Origin of the sequence: Mycobacterium sp. NAZ190054 (assembly GCF_001545925.1) — a bacterium.
In the GTDB taxonomy this organism is placed as follows: Bacteria; Actinomycetota; Actinomycetes; order Mycobacteriales; family Mycobacteriaceae; genus Mycobacterium.
Map to the genome: position 1 here is coordinate 1 of NZ_LMVQ01000023.1, position 16,390 is coordinate 16,390.

Genomic DNA, 16,390 nt, shown 5'->3' on the forward strand with positions numbered 1-16,390 from the left:
AGGCACGATGGGCAGTGAGGTGGAAGCCCGCATTGAACGCGTTCGCGATCACCTTCAACGGCCGGATCACTCCGACTGGCAACTAACCGATGCCAAGTCAGATCCACCGTTTATCTGACAGTCCCAGGTGCGGAGACTCGCAGCAGGGTAGTGAGCTACCCGAAGTGCAGGTCACCCGCGGTTCGGCGTCTCAGACGCTTGAGGGCGCGCAACTGCTTGAACCCGTTTCTCGATTGCTTGACTTGTGGCGAGGAGGATTGACAAAGAACAACTTTGACGAGAGCAGGCGAATCGTGGCCTCGGCGGCATGGAGTGGTTACGACATCGCTGTTGCGAGTTAGCTCCGCCTTCGATGCGGCATTGATCTGCCGCGTTCGGTGACGTAATCGGTCCAGTCGCGGGCGGCGAGTTTGGCCCAGGCGGCTGCGTTCTTGGTGGTGATCGCGAGCAGTTCGGCCAGCACGGGTGCGGGCATGTCGCTGGCGAGCTGGAAGAGGGCGGCTTTGCGATGTTCGTAGGGTTTCACCCCGACCGCGACGAGCTGGGTGCGGATGTTCTCGGTGGACAGGTGGGTGCCGGGAAGTCGGCCGGGGAACAGCCAGCCCGTATGGGATGGGGTGTAGCGGCTTTCGCATTGCTGCTCCAGATGCTCGCGGATGAGGTCGTCGAGTAGGGGAGGCATTTGGATGGGGATGGCGGCGAAGACGACATGCACGGCGTGATCGTCGGAGATCGAGATTTGGCTTGATCGCAGGGCGACGATGCGCGAAAGAGGTTGGGCGAACAACAATGTGAGCAGTCCCGCGATGCGGGTTTTGCGGCGGATTGTGTCGTCGTGCAGCAGCCGCCCGACGGCGGCCCACCGCTGGGAATCCGAGACGGTTACCGAGGGAGGTGACCGTGGCGGATCGGTGACCCTCAGTGTGGTGTTGATGCGGGATTGGCGTAGCCAGACGAGGAAGGCGTACTCGGCAGTGAGCGGCCTCCGGTGGAGCGCCTGGTAGCGCTCCAGCATCTCCTGTGTCGCTGTCGCCGGAGTGGCGTCGTGGGTGTGCAGAAACGCCATGAACTGAATCGCCACGCGGACGCGACGACGGCAGGCATCGGTCATCGATCTCGTCAGCCGGTTCTCGTGGGAGGCCTTGCGCATCTGGCGCAGTACATGCCAATGCGCGAATCGGCGAACGATGGCGGCGTCTTCGGCCGGAAGCTCGGCTACAACGTCCTCGATCCAGGGCAGCATCCGTTCGACGCGGATGTCGATCGGGCCCAGAACGCCGACCGCGACCAGGAGGCTGCGCAAGTAATCGTGGGCTCGGTCCGAGGGAAGATCGCTGAAGGTGTCGTGGCTGATTTCACGCGTTCCGCAGGCCATGTCGCGAAGGAGCTGCGGGCCGGTACCGGGCTTCTTTCGCAGCCACCAGAGCACCGTCTGTGGGCGGTCGGCGTTGATCAGTTCGTCGAACACGGGCCGTAGTCGGTGATGAATCGTGCCGCTGATCGGGTCGGTGAGCAGCTCGGTGAGGCGCTCGCGTAGGAAGCAGCGGGCGCATCGGTAGAACCCGTAGGGGTGTTCTTCGCGGCCGCATTCGCTGCAGGTGAAGATCGATGCGACACCGGCGCAGGAGGCGCACACGATGGCATCGTCGAGCTGCCACGCCAGTGGCCGCACGGTCTCACACCGCGGGCATTTCTCGGGGTGATAGTGCCGTCTGCGACGGCATGCGACACAGATGCGACGCCCGTGCGTCAGTGGGGTTAGCCGGATGGTGCTTGCACACTCCCAGCAGGCCCGCTGAGTCACTGGTTGTCGTGGGGGCGGCGGATGGTGGCGCGGATGGGTCGCAGGTCGCCGATGCCGGGTCCGCTGTCGTTGACCGCGGGCGCCTCACGGACTTGTTCGGCGACGAGCTCGAGCAGGTCGTTGGGCGTGCACGACAAGATGTCGCAGAGGGCGGCGAGCAGGTCGAGATTGATGCGCTGCGGGGGCTTGGTCGCGATCCGGTGCACCATCTGTCGGGAGATCTCCACGCCACGCTCGTGCAGCGGTGCGACAAGGTCGGTGGTGGCGAACATTCCGTTCTGGGCCATCAGCTGACGCAGGTTCCACCGCAGCACGGTCCTAGTGCTCATCTCCGCCTTCACCTGTCGTCGTGGATGATCCGTAGACGCGGCGCAGCGCCGCCTGCAGTGTTTTGGTCTTGAAGTCGTCGGACACCGAGGTATAGATCGCGGTGGTCGAGGCATACGAGTGCCCCACCTGTTCGGTGACGAACCGCTCCGGATAACCGAACTCGATCAGATGGGTGACATAGGAGTGCCGCAGGCAGTGCAAGGTGAGCTCGGCAGGCAGTCCCGCTTGCACCCGTGCGACGGCGAATCGCCTATCCATGGTCTTGGTCGCCACGCGCCGTCGACGCTCGGTCAGCCAGAGCTCTTGACGGTTCCCGGGGCTGAGGAGTGGGCGGCCGTGGTCGACCCATTGGCGCAGTCCGTCGATCACCCAGTCGAACTCCGGAACGGCGAGCACGGTGCGACGCCTGGGAGAGCTGCCGCGACGTGATTTGGCGTAGCGAACGTGGACGGCGCCGAACGTGCCCCAGGCCGGCATCCGCGAGTTCGGACGCAGGTCGGCGAGATCGAGATAGCACAGCTCGCGGCGGCGTAAACCGAAGGCGTAGGCCGTCTTGATCATCTGTGCGTCGCGCAGCGCCGCGAACGCGCCTTTGTTCCTGGACCGAGCGAGAACATCGACGCGATCATCGAGGAAATCGAACAATGTTTCCAGTTCGTCGTAGGTGAACGGGCGACGCGCGGGCTTGCCCTCGTAGTCGACCAGATGCGCGGCGGTGTTGTAGTCGTGACAGACCTGCGATGGGATCCGTCCGAACCTGTTCTCGCATTGCGCGATCCAACCGTAGCGGCTATCGAGTAGGTAGTCGCAGAACATCCGCAACGACATGTGATAGCCGCGAATGGTCGACGGTGCTTTGCGTTCCGGGCCCGACATCAAAGCGGCCGTGAAGTCTTCGACATCGCCGGCAGTCCAGTCCCACGGAGGCGCCCCGGCGAACTCTGCGAACCGCCGCACCAACGCCAGCCGCGGCTCGATCGTGGCCTCAGCAGCGAGTAGCCGAGACGCCTGTTGACGACCCCACCCAGACAGCATCGCTTCGAAGACTGCGCTGGCCTCGTCCAGGTGAACCACGCCCGAGGCAAGAACCAAGTGCGCCGACCCCGGAACGCTCACAAGAGAACCTCCATCTATCGTCAACTTAGAGTTGTCAATGACAACCGCAAGTTACCACACCTGCGAGCGAAATCCGTCTACCAGGAGGAACACGAAAGTGGTTCAATGAAGCGCATCCGGCGCTGGTCCCATGCGCCAGATATACGCGTCAACTTCAGGTTGATTCGCGACCTTCACCGCCCTAGTGCAAGAGGTGTGTGGTCTGTCGGCGGGCTGTAAACGGGGTGTGAGGAGGGCGGCTGGCGGTGGGTGCGGTGGTTGGCGAGTGGGGTGGGTGACGGTGGGTTGAGGGTGGCGACGGTGAAGCGGTCAGGAGGGCGGACGAAAAAGGTCGTGGGCGACGAATGTGGCTGTGGTGGTGGCCTGCTCGGCCCGAACACTTCTAAGGTCCTCAACCATGACGGCAGCGAGAACATCCAAGGCGGAGGCCCGGCGCCGGGCTGTGGAAGCGGCTCGGCGCGCCAACGAGGAGCTTGCGGCGCGGGAGAAGGCGAACCTCAAGGACGCGACGATCCTGCTTCACGCGATCGACAAACTCGACGCGATTGGCGAGTGGAAGAAGCAGCGGCGCGCGGAGCTGCGCGCGCAGGCCGACGCGCAGTTGGCGCGCGAAGAAGCTAAACGGGTAGGCGACGATCGCGAAGCGGCGGGCGCGGCCGTCGAACGGATGCGTGAGCGGGGTGAGACGCTGACGACGATCGCCACCAAACACGACCTCGGGATCGCAATCGTTCGCGTGATGGCACGGCATGCGCCGAAAGCGGCAAATCCGGTATCGCGGAACGGTTCGCAGGCACTAGGTCGGAATGTGTCCGGAACGGGGGAGGCGGCGGCGGACGGGGAGGTCGGCCCGGACGCGGGCGAACCGCCGGCCGGAGCGGCGCCAGCGTGACGGTTCGGCGGTGGCGCGGCGACGGAAGTCTCAAGGGTGCGCTACGTCCTGAACCCGACGACAGAAGGGCGCTCGGCGCGGCGTTGCGACGGCGCAGGGCAGCGCGCAAGTTGATGCCGTCGCGGGGACGCTGCCGCGGGGCCGCGATCCCGCACTCCCGCCGGCCTGCTGGGCGCACTGAGCGATGCGTCGCCGCAGCGCGGCTGCGGGGTCGCGGTCGTGTCGACGCGGACGCTGTCTGATGGGGCGTGCGGCGTGGTGCGGTGGCCGAATACGCGGGCCGCGGTGAACGTAGGTGCCGGCCGGCTGTTAGGTTCACCGGTCTTGAGGAGAGCGGCGAGGTTATCGTGGACCGGCTGGCGCACGCCTCGGAGATCGCGCGTTTCACCGCCATGTGGTGTGCGGGCCCACGGTGTCGGACTCGACATCTGGGACAGGTGCCATCGGTGCCGATGGCTAGGGCCGGTTTTATCTCAGGTCAGTCTTCGGTGAACGGCGACGCCGGCTTCGGGCTATGGGGTGACGATGTTGCACCAGAACGGGAAGGTGTCGAGTAGGCCAAGGAAATCGTTGAACGACGCTTCTTGGCCATCGATGGTGAGTTTGTTCTGCTTCTTGGGGTCGTCAAGGGTGATGTTGCCCAGCTGAATATCGTCCAGCGTGGCTTTAGCAGTGTCAGGCTGGCGTTGGCGTTCGGTACCGGCTCGGGAGCGTAGTGCAGCACCGCGCTCTCGACGGTGAGGCCGTACTCCTTGTTGAGGTTGGTGAACTTGACGTTGAGCGTGAACGGTAATCACGGCCCGGGTGGGCTTGTCCTTGCCGACGGCCAGGCGGTGCGTTCGGCGAGATCGACGTTCAGTCGTGCAGTGCGTTCGTCGGTGACGTAGAAGTGCGGGGCCGTGACGTGGGTGACGAGCTCCGGGTGCTTCTCCACCGTCAGGTCTACCAGCGCGGCGTGCCGATTGATCCTCGGCAAGAGCATTGATGCCGTAGGGACGGCCGGTGCACAGCGGCAGCTTGTCGAGGCCGAAGCCCTCGGCGGCAAGCCGCTCAGCGGCGGGCTCCCAGTACACCCGCAGGCCCGCCTCCACGGCGGCTGTCGCCGCAGCGGCCTGGTGACGTGCAGCTTTGGTGTCCAGGATGATGGCGTCGGTGCCAGCGTGCTCACGCGACAGGAGATCTTCGACCTGCTTGTGGTCGTTGGGTCCGAGCCGAAACTGAATGCCCATCGTGTGAAAACGTCCTCTCGACCTCGGGCGTTGTTTCATGACAGAATGCATGACACACACGCAGACAAAAGGAAGACAGGCAGACGATATGGGAGCTAACGCGCTCGCCTCGACCGTGTCGAGTGCGATCGAGCGCTTGGGATTGACCTACGAAGAGGTCGGCGACATCATCGACGCGTCGGCGCGCTCGGTGGCGCGCTGGACCTCAGGACAGGTCGTTCCACAACGACTCAACAAACAACGACTCATCGAACTGGCCTACGTCGCCGACGCGCTGGCCGAAGTGCTTCCCCGAGACCAGGCCAACGTCTGGATGTTCTCCCCGAATCGATTACTGGCCCACACCAAGCCCGCCGACCTGGTGCGTGACGGCGAGTACCAGCGCGTCTTGGCCCTCATCGACGCCATGGCCGAAGGGATCTTCGTGTGAGCGATGCGCTCGACGAGGACCTGGTGCAGCGCATTGACGCGCGCGGCACCAGCCGGTGGTCGGGCACGTGCGCTCGCTACACCGGCGCCCACCGTGACCCATTGTCGGGGGAAGGGGCGCGCAGATTCGGCGGAAGGTGGAAACCCTGCCGGACTCTTCTCGGCGATCCATCTGGCCGACTCCACGCAAGCGTGCATGGTCGAAGTAGAACGCGCCGCGCAGGCGGCGTCGACGACCCCGGAGAAGATGCTCGAAGCTTCCTATCGACTGCACACCATCGAGGCCACCGACCTGGCCGTCCTGGATCTCATCACCTCTGACGCCCGCGAAGCGGTGGGGCTCGAGGACGACGACATCTATGGCGACGACTGGTCGGCGTGCCAAGCGGTGGGCCATGCCGCATGGTTCCTGCATGTGCAAGGCGTACTGGTGCCTGCCGCCGGGGGATTGGCCTGGTCATCACCGCCTACGAACAACGGACCCGCCCCGGTCAGCTCCACGTCAGCCACAGCGAGGATCTGACACCTACCCGCTACGGAGAACTGCGGCACGGCACCGTTAACTAGGGGCGGCGGCCTGCTCCCCGCCCCAGGGGAGCGTCTTGCAGCTCGTTCTTGTTGGACGCTCGCTCGGCTGGGGAATGTTTGTTGTCCTGACCGTGCGAGGATGCCAAATTCACCGGATGCAATAAGCAGACTAATACCGGTAAACCTGCATATTCGATTCCCGCATATTGTCGCATCGACTCGATCGGGTCGTGGGGGACAAGTCAACCGCGCTATGGATATCAGTCGTTATCCACGATGAATGTCTGTATGACTCCGAATAGGGCTTTCAACCAGGAGGGCGCGTCGTGACGCTAGGGGAAGCGGTCGTGAGGCGGTAGCTGGTAAGGGGCGATGAGTCGGTGGTGTCGATTGCGCCTTCTTCATACCCTTAGCGCTTGACGTCGCGTGGGTGACGAACAGCGGGACCGAAGGATGCCGCTGAGCCGACGCAGTTTCGGGCCATCAGTTCAGAGCGCGCCCTAGAAAATCCGGCTGGACAGCGGCTGCCTGGCCTCGTAACCTAACCGTGACCTACGTATCTAGTACGTACTTGCTACTTAGCCGAAGGTTTTCGCTCTTGTGACTTCATCTGTGCTGGCGGTCCTGCCGCGCGCGTTGGGCAGGCGGCTCGTCTGCATTTTGGTGGCTTTCGGCGTTGTTGCTGCGCTTTTGGCAACCGATGTCCGCGCTGATCCGGCGGCTGATGCCCTTGCCGAACTGACTGAATTGTCGCGTCTGGCGGAGCAGACCACCGAGCAGATTCACACGGCGCAGATCGACCTTGACGAGAAGCTCGCAGCGCAGCAGGTTGCGGAGAAGGGGGCGGTTTCGGATCGCATGGCCGCGGATGCAGCGGCGGCCGATCTGGTGAGGTATCAGGCTGCAGTCGATAGGTTGGCCGCGGCTGCCTACATGGGTGGGCGCACGGATACCTTGGCGGCGGCGTTGACGGCGACGTCTCCTCAGAATTTGATCGATCAGCTGGCAGTCCAGAAGACGGTTGCGTCGGAGCTGGCTGTGCAGATGGCTGCGTTCCGGTCGGCCAGTGCGCGGGCCGCGGCAACTGCGGAGCGGTCTGCGAAGTCGGCAGCCCAAGCGCGGAGTGCGGCCGATGAGGCGGCGGCAGTGCGGACCGACCTGGAGGCCAAACAGCGTCGGATGGCGGAGCAGATTGCTGCTGTGCAGGCCCGCTACGACGCTTTGACGCCTGATCAGCGAGCGATTTTGGCTGACCCTGGCCCCGCGCCGCCTCCTTTGCCGTCGACTCCGCCGGTGAGTGATCCGAGCATCGTTGCTATGCCGGGCCCGGCGGGCGGTGGATCCTCGGGGAACGGTGTTGCGGTGGTCCAGGCGGCGCTGACACGGGTGGGGTCGCCTTATTCGTGGGGAGCCACCGGTCCGGATGCGTTCGACTGCTCTGGGCTGATTAAGTGGGCGTTTCTGCAGAACGGCAAGTCGTTGCCTCGATCGAGTCAGGCGCTTGCGCAGGGCGGGCAGCCGGTGGCGCTTTCAGACGTTCAGCCCGGCGACATCGTGACCTTCTATGCTGACGTGTCTCACGCGGGGATCTACATCGGCGACGGGTTGATGGTGCATGCGTCGACGTACGGAACGCCGGTGAAAGTCGCGCCGATCTCGTCGGCGCCGATTCACAACGTGCGGCGGTACTAGGAGCTTCGCAGCGAGGCCGGTCCATCGCAGAGGAAATCCTGGCGGTTCGGTCCATTCGCCGATGTCGTCGATGGTGTGAGCGATGTGCAGGGTTGAGCAGGCAATCGTTCTGCGTACTCGAAACCCGTCTCGCACGGCTTCGACGGGGGTTTTGCGGTCGGGTATCTATTCGACAGCGGTGAGGACGTTGACGGTCGCGCCGTTGTCGGTGGAGGTGTAGATGGCGGAATCAGTGGCGATGTAGACCTGACCGTTGCCCGCGGCGAGCAGGGCCTGGGGTTTGTTGTTGAGCGAGTGGCCCGGCTGCCAGGTCTGCCCGTCGTCGGCGCTGGTGTACAGCCGTCCTTCGAGGTCGGCGCCGAGCAGGGGACCGCGGTCGGGCCAGCTGATGAACAGCAGTGCCGGCGCACCGGTGACTGCGCTGAACGTCCTCGCCCCGTCGGTGCTTCGGAGCAGCCCTTGGCGTGCTGTCGCGAGGATCTCATCCGGGGCAACCGGTGATATTGCGAGGTCGACGGCGGGCACTTCTGCGCGCTGCTGCCAGGACCGCTGATCAAAACTAACCATCACGGTGCCGGATTGGCTGTCGTGACCGTAGATCCGTCCGTGGCGGTATTTGAGTGCGTGGAAGTCGGCGCTACCGTGCAATGACAGAGGTTCCCAGGACTGGCCGGCGTCGCTGCTTTTGATCAGGCCGAGGTGGGGCGGTTGTTGGCGGTCGGCGGGGTCGGGGTGGCCGCTGGCCAGGAATTCGTCGGGGCCGGCGACGGTAAAGCCCATGAAGTCCTGCGAGAGCTCACCGACTCGTTGTGGCGCCTGATCTTGCTCAACGGTGTAGAGGCCGTAATGAGTTGCGACGTAGAGCTTGTCGTCAGATGGGTTGATGCCGAGGCCGTGGATGTGCACCATGCCCGGCACGACGGCGGGTGGCGGGCTTTCGGGGGCGTTCGACGAACAGGCCGCGGCCAGAGCCCCGGTCAGGGCGATGGCGAAAAGGTTGCGGATCAGCACACGGACACCTTCCGGTCACGAGATCTACGTAGTTCAATAGTAGGTGGGCGGTGCGTGAGGTGGCTGCGCCTCGGGTGGCGCGACCGCGGGTGACAGACCGGGGGAGTCGTCTTCATCAAATCTTCATCGGATCACGAACCGACCCATACTCGGATTGCTGAGGCTGGGGTGCGGCGGTGCAAGGGCTTGCCGTGTGGACGCATGGTGTCACGAAGATGTTCGAGGAAGGATGTGCGATGCAGCACAAGCGTTTTGGATTCGGGTTTGCGGCGCTTGCGGCGTCGGCCCTGTTTGTCAGCGGCTGTTCGAATGCAACGAACGAGTCTCAGTCATCGTCGTCGAGCACCACCTCGGCAGCAGCGTCGGCGTCGGCTTCGCCCAGTGCTGCGAGCAGTGACGCTGCCCATAACGATGCTGATGTGACGTTCGCTCAGAGCATGATCCCTCATCATCAGCAGGCGATCGAGATGAGCGACATGCTGCTCGGCAAGCAGGGAGTTGATCCTGAAGTAGTGTCACTGGCCAACGAGATCAAGAACGCTCAGGGTCCTGAGATCGAACAGATGCAGGGCTGGCTGCAGGACTGGGGAGTGTCCTCGTCGACAACGGCCCCCAGCACCGCCGCAATGCCCGGTCATGACATGCCTGGCCATCAAATGCCCAGCGGAGACATGGGTGATATGCCGGGTATGAGCGGTGGCGGTATGGGCATGATGTCGGAAGCCGATATGGCTGCACTGCAGAACGCGCAGGGCGCTGAGGCTAGCCGACTTTTTTTGACGCAGATGATCGAGCATCACAAGGGCGCGATCATGATGGCGCAGCAGGAAGTTGACAACGGCCAGTTCCCGGCGGCAGTCGAGATGGCGCGCAACATCGTGTCTTCTCAGCAAGCAGAGATCGATACGATGCAGGGAATGTTGGACAAGTAGCGCGGAGTGGGCACTAGTCAGGGACGCGTTGAGCAGCCGTCGCAGGGTGGTGTTCGCTGCGTATCGGGGTGATGGGCAAAGCAATGGTGAATGTTGCGCCGGCGCCGGGTCCAGCACTGGCTACCGAGATCGATCCGCCGTGGGCTTCGATGAGCGCTTTGGCGATGGCGAGCCCGATACCGGCGCCGCCATGCTCGCGGTCGCGGGCGGTGTCTGCCCGGTAGAACCGTTCGAACACTCGGGTGACGTGCTCAGCGGTGATCCCTTCTCCGGTGTCAGCGACAGCGATTTTTACCTGGTCGCCGTCACGAACACAGTGAAGGTGTACCGACCCGCCGGGCGGTGTGTGCCGTAGCGCATTCTCCAGCAGGTTCCCCAACACTTGAGACAGTCGTTGTTCGTCGGCCCAAAGCGGCGGTAGCGGTTGCGGGAGGTGCACGTGCAGTCCGACCCCCTTGGCGTCATAGCGTTCTTGTGCTGCTGCGACGCACTGGCGGGTTAGGCGGTCCACGTCGAGGGAGGCGTAGGACATAGACACCGCACTTTCCTCGGCCTTCGCCAGCGCGGCGACGTCATCGGAGAATCGCACCAGCCGACGGGTTTGGTCGCGCAGCATGGCTGCTGTCTGGGGCGTCAAGGAGCGCACGCCGTCTTCGAGTGCCTCGATGTAGGCCTCGAGTACTGCCACGGGTGTGCGGATCTCGTGCGCGAGGTCTCCGAACAGTTGCTGGCGTGTCGAATCGACGGCTTGAAGCCGGGAGGCCATTTGGTTGAATGCGGTTGCGAGGGCGTCGAAGTCATCGCCGAGGCGCGGCGGTGACACGCGGATGTCGTAGTTCCCTTCAGCGACATCGGTGGCCGCGGCGGCGACTTCGGTGATGGAGCGTTGGAGGCGTCGACTGCCGTAGAAGCTGACCGCGAGGGCGGCCAGTGCTGACACCGCTAGGGCGCCTCCGATGGAGATCACCGTTGCGTAGCCGTAGGCCTCTTCGGCGTGGACTTCTTCCAGGGAGTCCATCGGGACACCGGCACGGTGGAGGTGTTCGCGGAACAGCGGTGGGCCGACCACGGCAGCGACCACCGCGGTCGTCGCCGCTCCGGCCGCCAGCACGATGGCTTGGGCCGCCAGGAGTCGCAGGCCGATACCGGGACGGCCCGGCCGTCGACGCCGGCGAGGGGTCGACGTAGGTGGGGGAGTCACTGTCCGGTTCCCATCCGGTATCCGACACCTCGAACCGTGGCGATGTAGCGGGGGCGTGCGGCGTCGTCGCCGAGTTTGCGTCGTAAGTGTCCGATGTGGACGTCGACGAGGTGTTCGTTGCCGACCCAGGGTTCGTCGCGGATTATTTCGAGAAGTTGTCGGCGGCTCAGCACGATTCCTGGCCGCGCGGACAGGGCTTCCAGAATGTCGAATTCGGTGCGGGTCAACAGGATCAGTTCGTCGTCGATATGTACCTCACGGGCGGCGACGTTGATGCTCAGTGCGCCGAAGCGGCGCGGCGGGGCTGTCTCTCGCTCGGCGGGTGCGGCGGCTGTTTGCAGGATGCGGGGTCGCCGCAGCATGGCGCGGATGCGCGCGACCAGCTCGCGGGGACTGAAGGGTTTGGTGATGTAGTCGTCGGCGCCGACGGTGAGGCCGAGGACGGTATCCAGTTCGGTGTCACGGGCGGTGAGCATGACGACGTAGGCGTCGGAGAAGGTCCGCAATTGCCGGCAGACCTCGAGTCCGTCGATGCCGGGTAGGCCGAGGTCAAGGATGACGACATCGGGATCCAGGTCGCGTGCGACGGCGATTGCGTCGACACCGTTGCCGGCGACGACGGCTTCGAACTGCTCGCGTTCGAGATAGCTGGCTACCACTTCGGCCAGGGGGAGTTCGTCGTCGACGACCAGCGCGCGGTATCCCTTCGCGCTCTCAGGCGCGCCCAGGTGGTGGTGCTGCATATCCCATATGGTGCCTGCTGGTGCGCCCGTAACCAGGTATGGCTGACCGGGCGGCTCGATCTTCAGCAGATCTTCACACGACTCATACCGTTTTCCTCCTGCGGTGGGGTGAGGCTCACTGCGGAGGAGGGCCTGACATGCGTTGGCTGATGGACGTGTGCCCGAACAGTCTCGGGTGGCAAGCGTGGCTGATCCTGTGTGCCGTGGTCGTGGTGCTGTGGGCGGCTGCGATCGCCGGCGCGACGGCGCTACTTAACGCCTCTCGCTGGCCGCGTCGTTCGGGGCGGCCTGACGTGCCCGAGGAGGCCGATTCGCAGCGGCCGCACCGCGGCGCACTGACCGGTCCACCTGCGCGGCATCGCGGCGATGTCAATATTCGATCAAGCGGGTGACGTAAGGCGTCATGCCGGAGGTGCGTACGGGCGAGATCTTGACGACCGACCCGGTGTAGGGGGCTTCGATCATCATGCCGTCGCCCAGATACATCGCTTCGTGCTGGCTGGCGTTGGGGCCGTAAAAGATGAGGTCACCGCGTCGCATCTGTGACGAGGGGATCTTGCGGCCTGCGTTGTATTGCGATCCGGAGTAGTGGTCGAGTTTGATGCCGACGCCGGCGAAGGCATACAGCATCAGGCCCGAACAGTCGAAACCCACGGTGTTGGCGCCCTGGTCGATGCCTCGTGACGGGCCGTTGGCGTTGCCGCCGCCCCAGGAGTAAGGCACGCCCAGTTGTGACATGGCGCGGCGAATCACGAATTCTGAGGCCTGGCGGCCGTAGAGGCGGGGGATGCGTCCGTTGGTGATGCCGGGATCTGCGGCGGCGGTGACTGGAGACAGAATGCCGAGTTTGGTGAGGAACTTGCGGCCCATGTCGGCCGTCAGCTGCGCCGAGGTCGCCATGATCTTGAGGACGGCATTGATGATGGCCACCGGGTCGCCGGCCACGTTAGCGCTGGGCACCATCGGCAGCGTGGTGTCCCACAGGCCCCCCTTGGTGGCGCCCCCCGGCGACGTGGTGCCGCGGTCCCAGGGAGCGCCGGATGCCGGAACAGTGCCGGGTTGCGCGGCACTGGGCGCGGCGGCTGTCGCCGCCACCGGTCGGGCGGCTTCCAGTCGAGCTTGAGCGGAGTCGCGTTCGGTAGCGAGCCGTTCGACCTCGCGTTGCTGTGCGGTAAACGTCTGCTGGGCGTCCCGGAGTGCGGCTACCGCGTCGTCTTGCCGGCGTTGGGCGTCCGCGGCGGCGCTCTCGGCGCGCGCCCGCGCGGCCGTCGCAGCAGAAAGCTTGTTGGCCTGATCGGTCTGCCGACGCAGGAGGTCGTCGCGGACCCGCTGAAAGCTGATGGTGAGGGTCTGCTGGGTCGAGGCCCCGGCCAGGATCTCCTCGGGACTTTTTGCCAGCGGCAACGCACCCGACGGCCCGTTCATATAGGTCGACGCGGCGAAGCGGTCAAAGCGCTGTTGTGCGGCCTCGATCGCGTGTTGGCTGTCGGTAAGGGCTTGGTCGCTGGCAACAACGTCGCGTCGGGCCTGCGCGAGGGTGTCGCGAGCGGCCGCGACCTCGACCAGGGCACGGTTGACGCCCTCTTGCTTGATCTGGATGTCGCTACCGACGTCGGCCATCCGCTGGTTCGCTTCGGCGACCGCCGCAACCAATGAGGGAACGTCGTCGCGGTCGGGGCTGCCGTCATGCCCGGCAACAGCGGTGCCCGGGGCGCTGATCACCAGTGCCGGCATTAATGCGAAGAGACTCAGAAAAGAAGTGAGGCGCCGCATCGAATCTCCTCAGCTGGGGTGAGCGTTGTCGAGCCGCGCACCTAAGCCGAAAGGCACCCGCGGCACTCCTACTACCGAGCTAAGTACGTAGCACAATAGTACGTAGACGGAACGTACATCACTTTGGTATCAGGAGGAACGTCTGTCACAGTCTCAGGTCGGTTACAACTGTGCGCCACGGGCGCTAGGTTCACGCGCCGCGGCCGGTAGTGCAGATGCTGGCCCTATGCGGTCCAGGTGAGGCGTATCGCGGCTTTTCCCAGCTCGGCGGCTACATTGGGGACTGAAGAGCTCGGGGCGCGAGGAGGCCAGCTCGTCGCGGAGAGCGGGAGGCGCAAATGGAACAGCGAGGATTCGGCGACCTCGAAGCGGTGGTCATGGATTGCGTGTGGGATTACGCCGAGCCTGTCACGGTGCGTGAGGTTTTCGACGAGATCTCTCAACGGCGCCAGATCGCTTACACCACCGTGATGTCGACGATGGACAACCTGTACCGCAAGCGCTGGTTGCAACGTCAGCGCGATGGGAAAGCGTACGTGTATCAGGCGTCCATGAGCCGCGAGGAGCGTTCCGCGCGTTTGATGAAGGCCGCGTTCGACGCCGGCGGGGATACCGATGCGGTGCTGGCCTTCTTTGTTGAGCAGATGAACGCCGAGCAGTCCGCTCAATTGAAGGCGGCTCTGCGCAAGGGTCGTCGGTGATGACCGCCGCGCTGTGGCTGCTCCTCTACGGCAGCGCGCTGGCCTGGTGGGCGCCACCGGTCCTGAGGCGGATGACCCGTCACGGCATCAGCCCCCATATGGGAGTGGCCGCCTGGCTGGCCACCGTCGCCGCGACGCTGACGGCGTGGCTCGTCGCGCTGATCATGGTCATCGGCGCAACGACGGACAGTATTCGTACGGGCGCGGTCGTGACGCTGTGCCTGGAGCTGTTTGGCTTCTCCGAGCACACCCCCATGGCCGGACGAATCGGTTCTGTTGTTCTCATCGCGGTAGGAACCCTGACGTCAGGGTTCGTCGTAATGCGGATCGGTCGCTGCTTGTCGCGGCTGCGGGCGCGAAGTCACGAGCACGCGCGTGCCGCGCGGATCGTCGGCCGACCCACCGACCATCCCAATGTGGTGGTCGTGGAGGCCGACCGGCCTGCTGCCTACTGCGTGGTCGGACGCCCGAACGCCATCATCGTCACCTCCGCGGCGATGAAGTCGTTGAACCGATCACAGCTCAAAGCGGTTCTGGCGCATGAAAACGCGCACATCTCGGGGCGCCACCACCACATCCTCATGGCGCTCCGCGCTTTGGGGGGCACACTGCCGCGGCTTCCGCTTTTCGCGACTGCCCCTCATCGTGTGGGTGAACTGCTGGAGATGTGCGCTGACGACACCGCCGTGCGCCGCGTCGGCACGCATCCGCTGTTGGCTGGTTTATCTGCTCTGGCCGGAGAACACCCGCCTGCGCGGGAAGGCCTCGCCGCGGCGGGAACAGCGGTCATCGCGCGAGCGCAGCGCCTGCTCACCCCCACACGCCGGCACGTGCGATGGCGCCACCGCATCTGCCTGACAGCCGCGATCACCGCCATGCTCGCCACACCCGCTCTCATCCAGGTGCTCTGCCACCACTAGCGCCTCAACGCCGGCCGCACGCTGCGCAGGTGGAGCCAATGCGCGTAGGCCGCCAGCAAAGGAAACACCGCTTGGCGCGCGGGCCGATAGAGAGCAAATTATCTACGTAGTAAAACCGTAGATGATCTGCGGTACAAGCAGCGCTCCGATCTATTGCATCTCCTTCGCGGAACCTCCAAAAGGGCGTTTTCGCAAGGGCATCGGGCGAAGTCGATCGTGCGACGGAACGGCCGGTTGGCTCGGCGCGACGGCGGTCGCGCTCTGATCACAACCCGGCATCGGCTCAGGGGCCGAGCCTGAATTCGCCGATCCGCTGCTACAGTCGGCAACATCGTGAAGTACTTCGACGCGAACTCTGGGCAACGCCGCCGCGCCATCGTCGCGGCGTTGATCGCGTTCTGGACCGTCATCGTCGGAGCCGAGTGGGCACTGCCCGGCGTGAATGCGGCACCTACGCACGGACCGCACACCCTGGCCACCAGTGCGGTCGGCGCGCCGATGTCTGTCGAGCTCGACCACCCCCACGTCTCCCAACCCGACGCCGAGTGCACGCCCGACACATTGGCCGAAGCGATCCTGCCGCGGGGAACGGTTTCCCTGATCGCGCTCGCGTTGGGCCTCGTCGTGGTTGTGCTTCCGCTGCTGTGGTGCCAGGCGGCGAAGGCGCCTATCCGCGGTCCACCACGGAACGCCCGCGCCCTGCGCACCGGCCGCGACGTGCTCGCCCACCTGTGTATCGCGCGCCGCTGATCGGCTAGCGTCAGGCCCCGTCGTCTTCGACGGTGGCCGGTGACCGCTACCTGCCGTCAGTCGCCGCGCTTCGTCGCGGCCTCACAGAAGCGACATTCATCGATGAATCCTGCCCTGCCAATCCGCCATGCACGCACTTCCCACACCCGATCGGCACAGCCACAACGCGGCCGCAACGAGCGGCCGGCCACCATGGTTGGCCAGACCCCTGTCTGAACCGTCCTGGATCTGGTGGAGACCGTGATCGCACCAGGAGGATGTGGTTGTGGCTGCGCCGAAAAAGTTCGACCAAGAGACCCGTGAGCGGGCAGTTCGGATGTATGAGGACCGGATCGCGGA

The 16,390-nt window shown here is 64.7% G+C and carries 15 protein-coding genes and 1 pseudogene; 8 read left to right on the top strand and 8 right to left on the bottom strand.

Features of this window, described 5'->3' with window-relative positions:
• Nucleotides 1-337 precede the first annotated feature (337 nt).
• The 3 genes from ASJ79_RS02530 to ASJ79_RS02540 all read right to left on the bottom strand — a co-directional run bounded on the left by ASJ79_RS02530 (nucleotide 338) and on the right by ASJ79_RS02540 (nucleotide 3,169).
• Nucleotides 338-1,672 (bottom strand): hypothetical protein, encoded by a 1,335-nt coding sequence (locus ASJ79_RS02530; protein ID WP_011856875.1) that lies wholly within the window; start codon nucleotides 1,670-1,672, stop codon nucleotides 338-340.
• A gap of 128 nt (nucleotides 1,673-1,800) precedes the next feature.
• A complete protein-coding gene (locus ASJ79_RS02535; protein ID WP_024449211.1) occupies nucleotides 1,801-2,133 on the bottom strand; it encodes a helix-turn-helix transcriptional regulator in 333 nt (110 codons plus the stop codon).
• Entirely contained in the window at nucleotides 2,123-3,169 is a 1,047-nt protein-coding gene (locus tag ASJ79_RS02540) for a tyrosine-type recombinase/integrase (protein WP_216847980.1), read from the bottom strand. Before ASJ79_RS02540 ends, ASJ79_RS02535 begins: the two co-directional genes overlap by 11 nt.
• A 478-nt stretch (nucleotides 3,170-3,647) precedes the next feature.
• Between ASJ79_RS02540 and ASJ79_RS02545 the strand changes: the two genes are divergently transcribed.
• Nucleotides 3,648-4,142 carry a hypothetical protein gene (locus tag ASJ79_RS02545; RefSeq protein WP_011856867.1) on the top strand — a complete coding sequence of 165 codons (495 nt, stop codon included), beginning with the start codon at nucleotides 3,648-3,650 and terminating at the stop codon, nucleotides 4,140-4,142.
• A gap of 512 nt (nucleotides 4,143-4,654) precedes the next feature.
• On the opposite strand, the gene ASJ79_RS33620 is transcribed toward ASJ79_RS02545, so the two are convergent.
• Entirely contained in the window at nucleotides 4,655-5,371 is a 717-nt protein-coding gene (locus ASJ79_RS33620) for an alkyl sulfatase C-terminal domain-containing protein (protein ID WP_231750689.1), read from the bottom strand.
• Nucleotides 5,372-5,459: 88 nt separating this feature from the next.
• Here ASJ79_RS33620 and ASJ79_RS02555 point away from each other — a divergent pair, with 88 nt between their 5' ends.
• From ASJ79_RS02555 to ripC, 3 genes and pseudogenes are all read left to right on the top strand, one after another.
• Nucleotides 5,460-5,801, top strand: a complete 342-nt coding sequence (locus ASJ79_RS02555) for an antitoxin Xre/MbcA/ParS toxin-binding domain-containing protein (protein WP_067952904.1) — start codon at nucleotides 5,460-5,462, stop codon at nucleotides 5,799-5,801.
• A pseudogene (locus ASJ79_RS02560) lies at nucleotides 5,798-6,367 on the top strand (RES domain-containing protein). Before ASJ79_RS02555 ends, ASJ79_RS02560 begins: the two are co-directional and overlap by 4 nt.
• A 561-nt stretch (nucleotides 6,368-6,928) precedes the next feature.
• Complete coding sequence (gene ripC, locus ASJ79_RS02565; RefSeq protein WP_156448257.1) at nucleotides 6,929-8,020, top strand: peptidoglycan hydrolase RipC; 1,092 nt, start codon at nucleotides 6,929-6,931, stop codon at nucleotides 8,018-8,020.
• A gap of 165 nt (nucleotides 8,021-8,185) precedes the next feature.
• Here the strand turns inward: ripC and ASJ79_RS02570 are convergent, their stop codons facing one another.
• Nucleotides 8,186-9,031 (bottom strand): F510_1955 family glycosylhydrolase, encoded by an 846-nt coding sequence (locus ASJ79_RS02570; protein WP_067952906.1) that lies wholly within the window; start codon nucleotides 9,029-9,031, stop codon nucleotides 8,186-8,188.
• Nucleotides 9,032-9,267: 236 nt separating this feature from the next.
• Here ASJ79_RS02570 and ASJ79_RS02575 point away from each other — a divergent pair, with 236 nt between their 5' ends.
• Nucleotides 9,268-9,963 (top strand): DUF305 domain-containing protein, encoded by a 696-nt coding sequence (locus ASJ79_RS02575; RefSeq protein WP_067952915.1) that lies wholly within the window; start codon nucleotides 9,268-9,270, stop codon nucleotides 9,961-9,963.
• Between the two features lie 13 nt (nucleotides 9,964-9,976).
• Here the strand turns inward: ASJ79_RS02575 and ASJ79_RS02580 are convergent, their stop codons facing one another.
• The 3 genes from ASJ79_RS02580 to ripA form a co-directional block, all read right to left on the bottom strand.
• Nucleotides 9,977-11,164: a cell wall metabolism sensor histidine kinase WalK gene (locus ASJ79_RS02580; protein WP_067952907.1), complete on the bottom strand. Its 1,188-nt coding sequence runs from the start codon at nucleotides 11,162-11,164 to the stop codon at nucleotides 9,977-9,979.
• Nucleotides 11,161-11,907, bottom strand: a complete 747-nt coding sequence (locus ASJ79_RS02585; protein ID WP_067952909.1) for a response regulator transcription factor — start codon at nucleotides 11,905-11,907, stop codon at nucleotides 11,161-11,163. The genes ASJ79_RS02580 and ASJ79_RS02585 overlap by 4 nt, the downstream gene beginning before the upstream one ends.
• Before the next feature lie 369 nt (nucleotides 11,908-12,276).
• Entirely contained in the window at nucleotides 12,277-13,680 is a 1,404-nt protein-coding gene (gene ripA / locus ASJ79_RS02590; protein ID WP_067952911.1) for an NlpC/P60 family peptidoglycan endopeptidase RipA, read from the bottom strand.
• Nucleotides 13,681-14,018: 338 nt separating this feature from the next.
• Between ripA and ASJ79_RS02595 the strand changes: the two genes are divergently transcribed.
• The 3 genes from ASJ79_RS02595 to ASJ79_RS02605 all read left to right on the top strand — a co-directional run bounded on the left by ASJ79_RS02595 (nucleotide 14,019) and on the right by ASJ79_RS02605 (nucleotide 16,051).
• Complete coding sequence (locus ASJ79_RS02595) at nucleotides 14,019-14,381, top strand: BlaI/MecI/CopY family transcriptional regulator (protein WP_024444607.1); 363 nt, start codon at nucleotides 14,019-14,021, stop codon at nucleotides 14,379-14,381.
• Entirely contained in the window at nucleotides 14,381-15,301 is a 921-nt protein-coding gene (locus ASJ79_RS02600) for a M56 family metallopeptidase (protein ID WP_011856857.1), read from the top strand. The genes ASJ79_RS02595 and ASJ79_RS02600 overlap by 1 nt, the downstream gene beginning before the upstream one ends.
• A 333-nt stretch (nucleotides 15,302-15,634) precedes the next feature.
• The gene (locus ASJ79_RS02605) at nucleotides 15,635-16,051 is read left to right on the top strand and encodes a hypothetical protein (RefSeq protein WP_059090333.1); all 417 of its coding nucleotides are present in this window, start codon (nucleotides 15,635-15,637) and stop codon (nucleotides 16,049-16,051) included.
• The last annotated feature ends 339 nt before the right edge of the window (nucleotides 16,052-16,390 follow it).

What these genes read in the sequence shown, in the direction of transcription:
- ASJ79_RS02535 (WP_024449211.1), bottom strand. Translation starts at nt 2,133, where the DNA reads ATGAGCACTAGGACCGTGCTGCGGTGGAACCTGCGTCAGCTGATGGCC.
- ASJ79_RS02540 (WP_216847980.1), bottom strand. Translation starts at nt 3,169, where the DNA reads ATGCTGTCTGGGTGGGGTCGTCAACAGGCGTCTCGGCTACTCGCTGCT.
- ASJ79_RS02545 (WP_011856867.1), top strand. Translation starts at nt 3,648, where the DNA reads ATGACGGCAGCGAGAACATCCAAGGCGGAGGCCCGGCGCCGGGCTGTG.
- ASJ79_RS33620 (WP_231750689.1), bottom strand. Translation starts at nt 5,371, where the DNA reads ATGGGCATTCAGTTTCGGCTCGGACCCAACGACCACAAGCAGGTCGAA.
- ASJ79_RS02555 (WP_067952904.1), top strand. Translation starts at nt 5,460, where the DNA reads ATGGGAGCTAACGCGCTCGCCTCGACCGTGTCGAGTGCGATCGAGCGC.
- ASJ79_RS02575 (WP_067952915.1), top strand. Translation starts at nt 9,268, where the DNA reads ATGCAGCACAAGCGTTTTGGATTCGGGTTTGCGGCGCTTGCGGCGTCG.
- ASJ79_RS02585 (WP_067952909.1), bottom strand. Translation starts at nt 11,907, where the DNA reads ATGCAGCACCACCACCTGGGCGCGCCTGAGAGCGCGAAGGGATACCGC.
- ripA (WP_067952911.1), bottom strand. Translation starts at nt 13,680, where the DNA reads ATGCGGCGCCTCACTTCTTTTCTGAGTCTCTTCGCATTAATGCCGGCA.
- ASJ79_RS02595 (WP_024444607.1), top strand. Translation starts at nt 14,019, where the DNA reads ATGGAACAGCGAGGATTCGGCGACCTCGAAGCGGTGGTCATGGATTGC.
- ASJ79_RS02600 (WP_011856857.1), top strand. Translation starts at nt 14,381, where the DNA reads ATGACCGCCGCGCTGTGGCTGCTCCTCTACGGCAGCGCGCTGGCCTGG.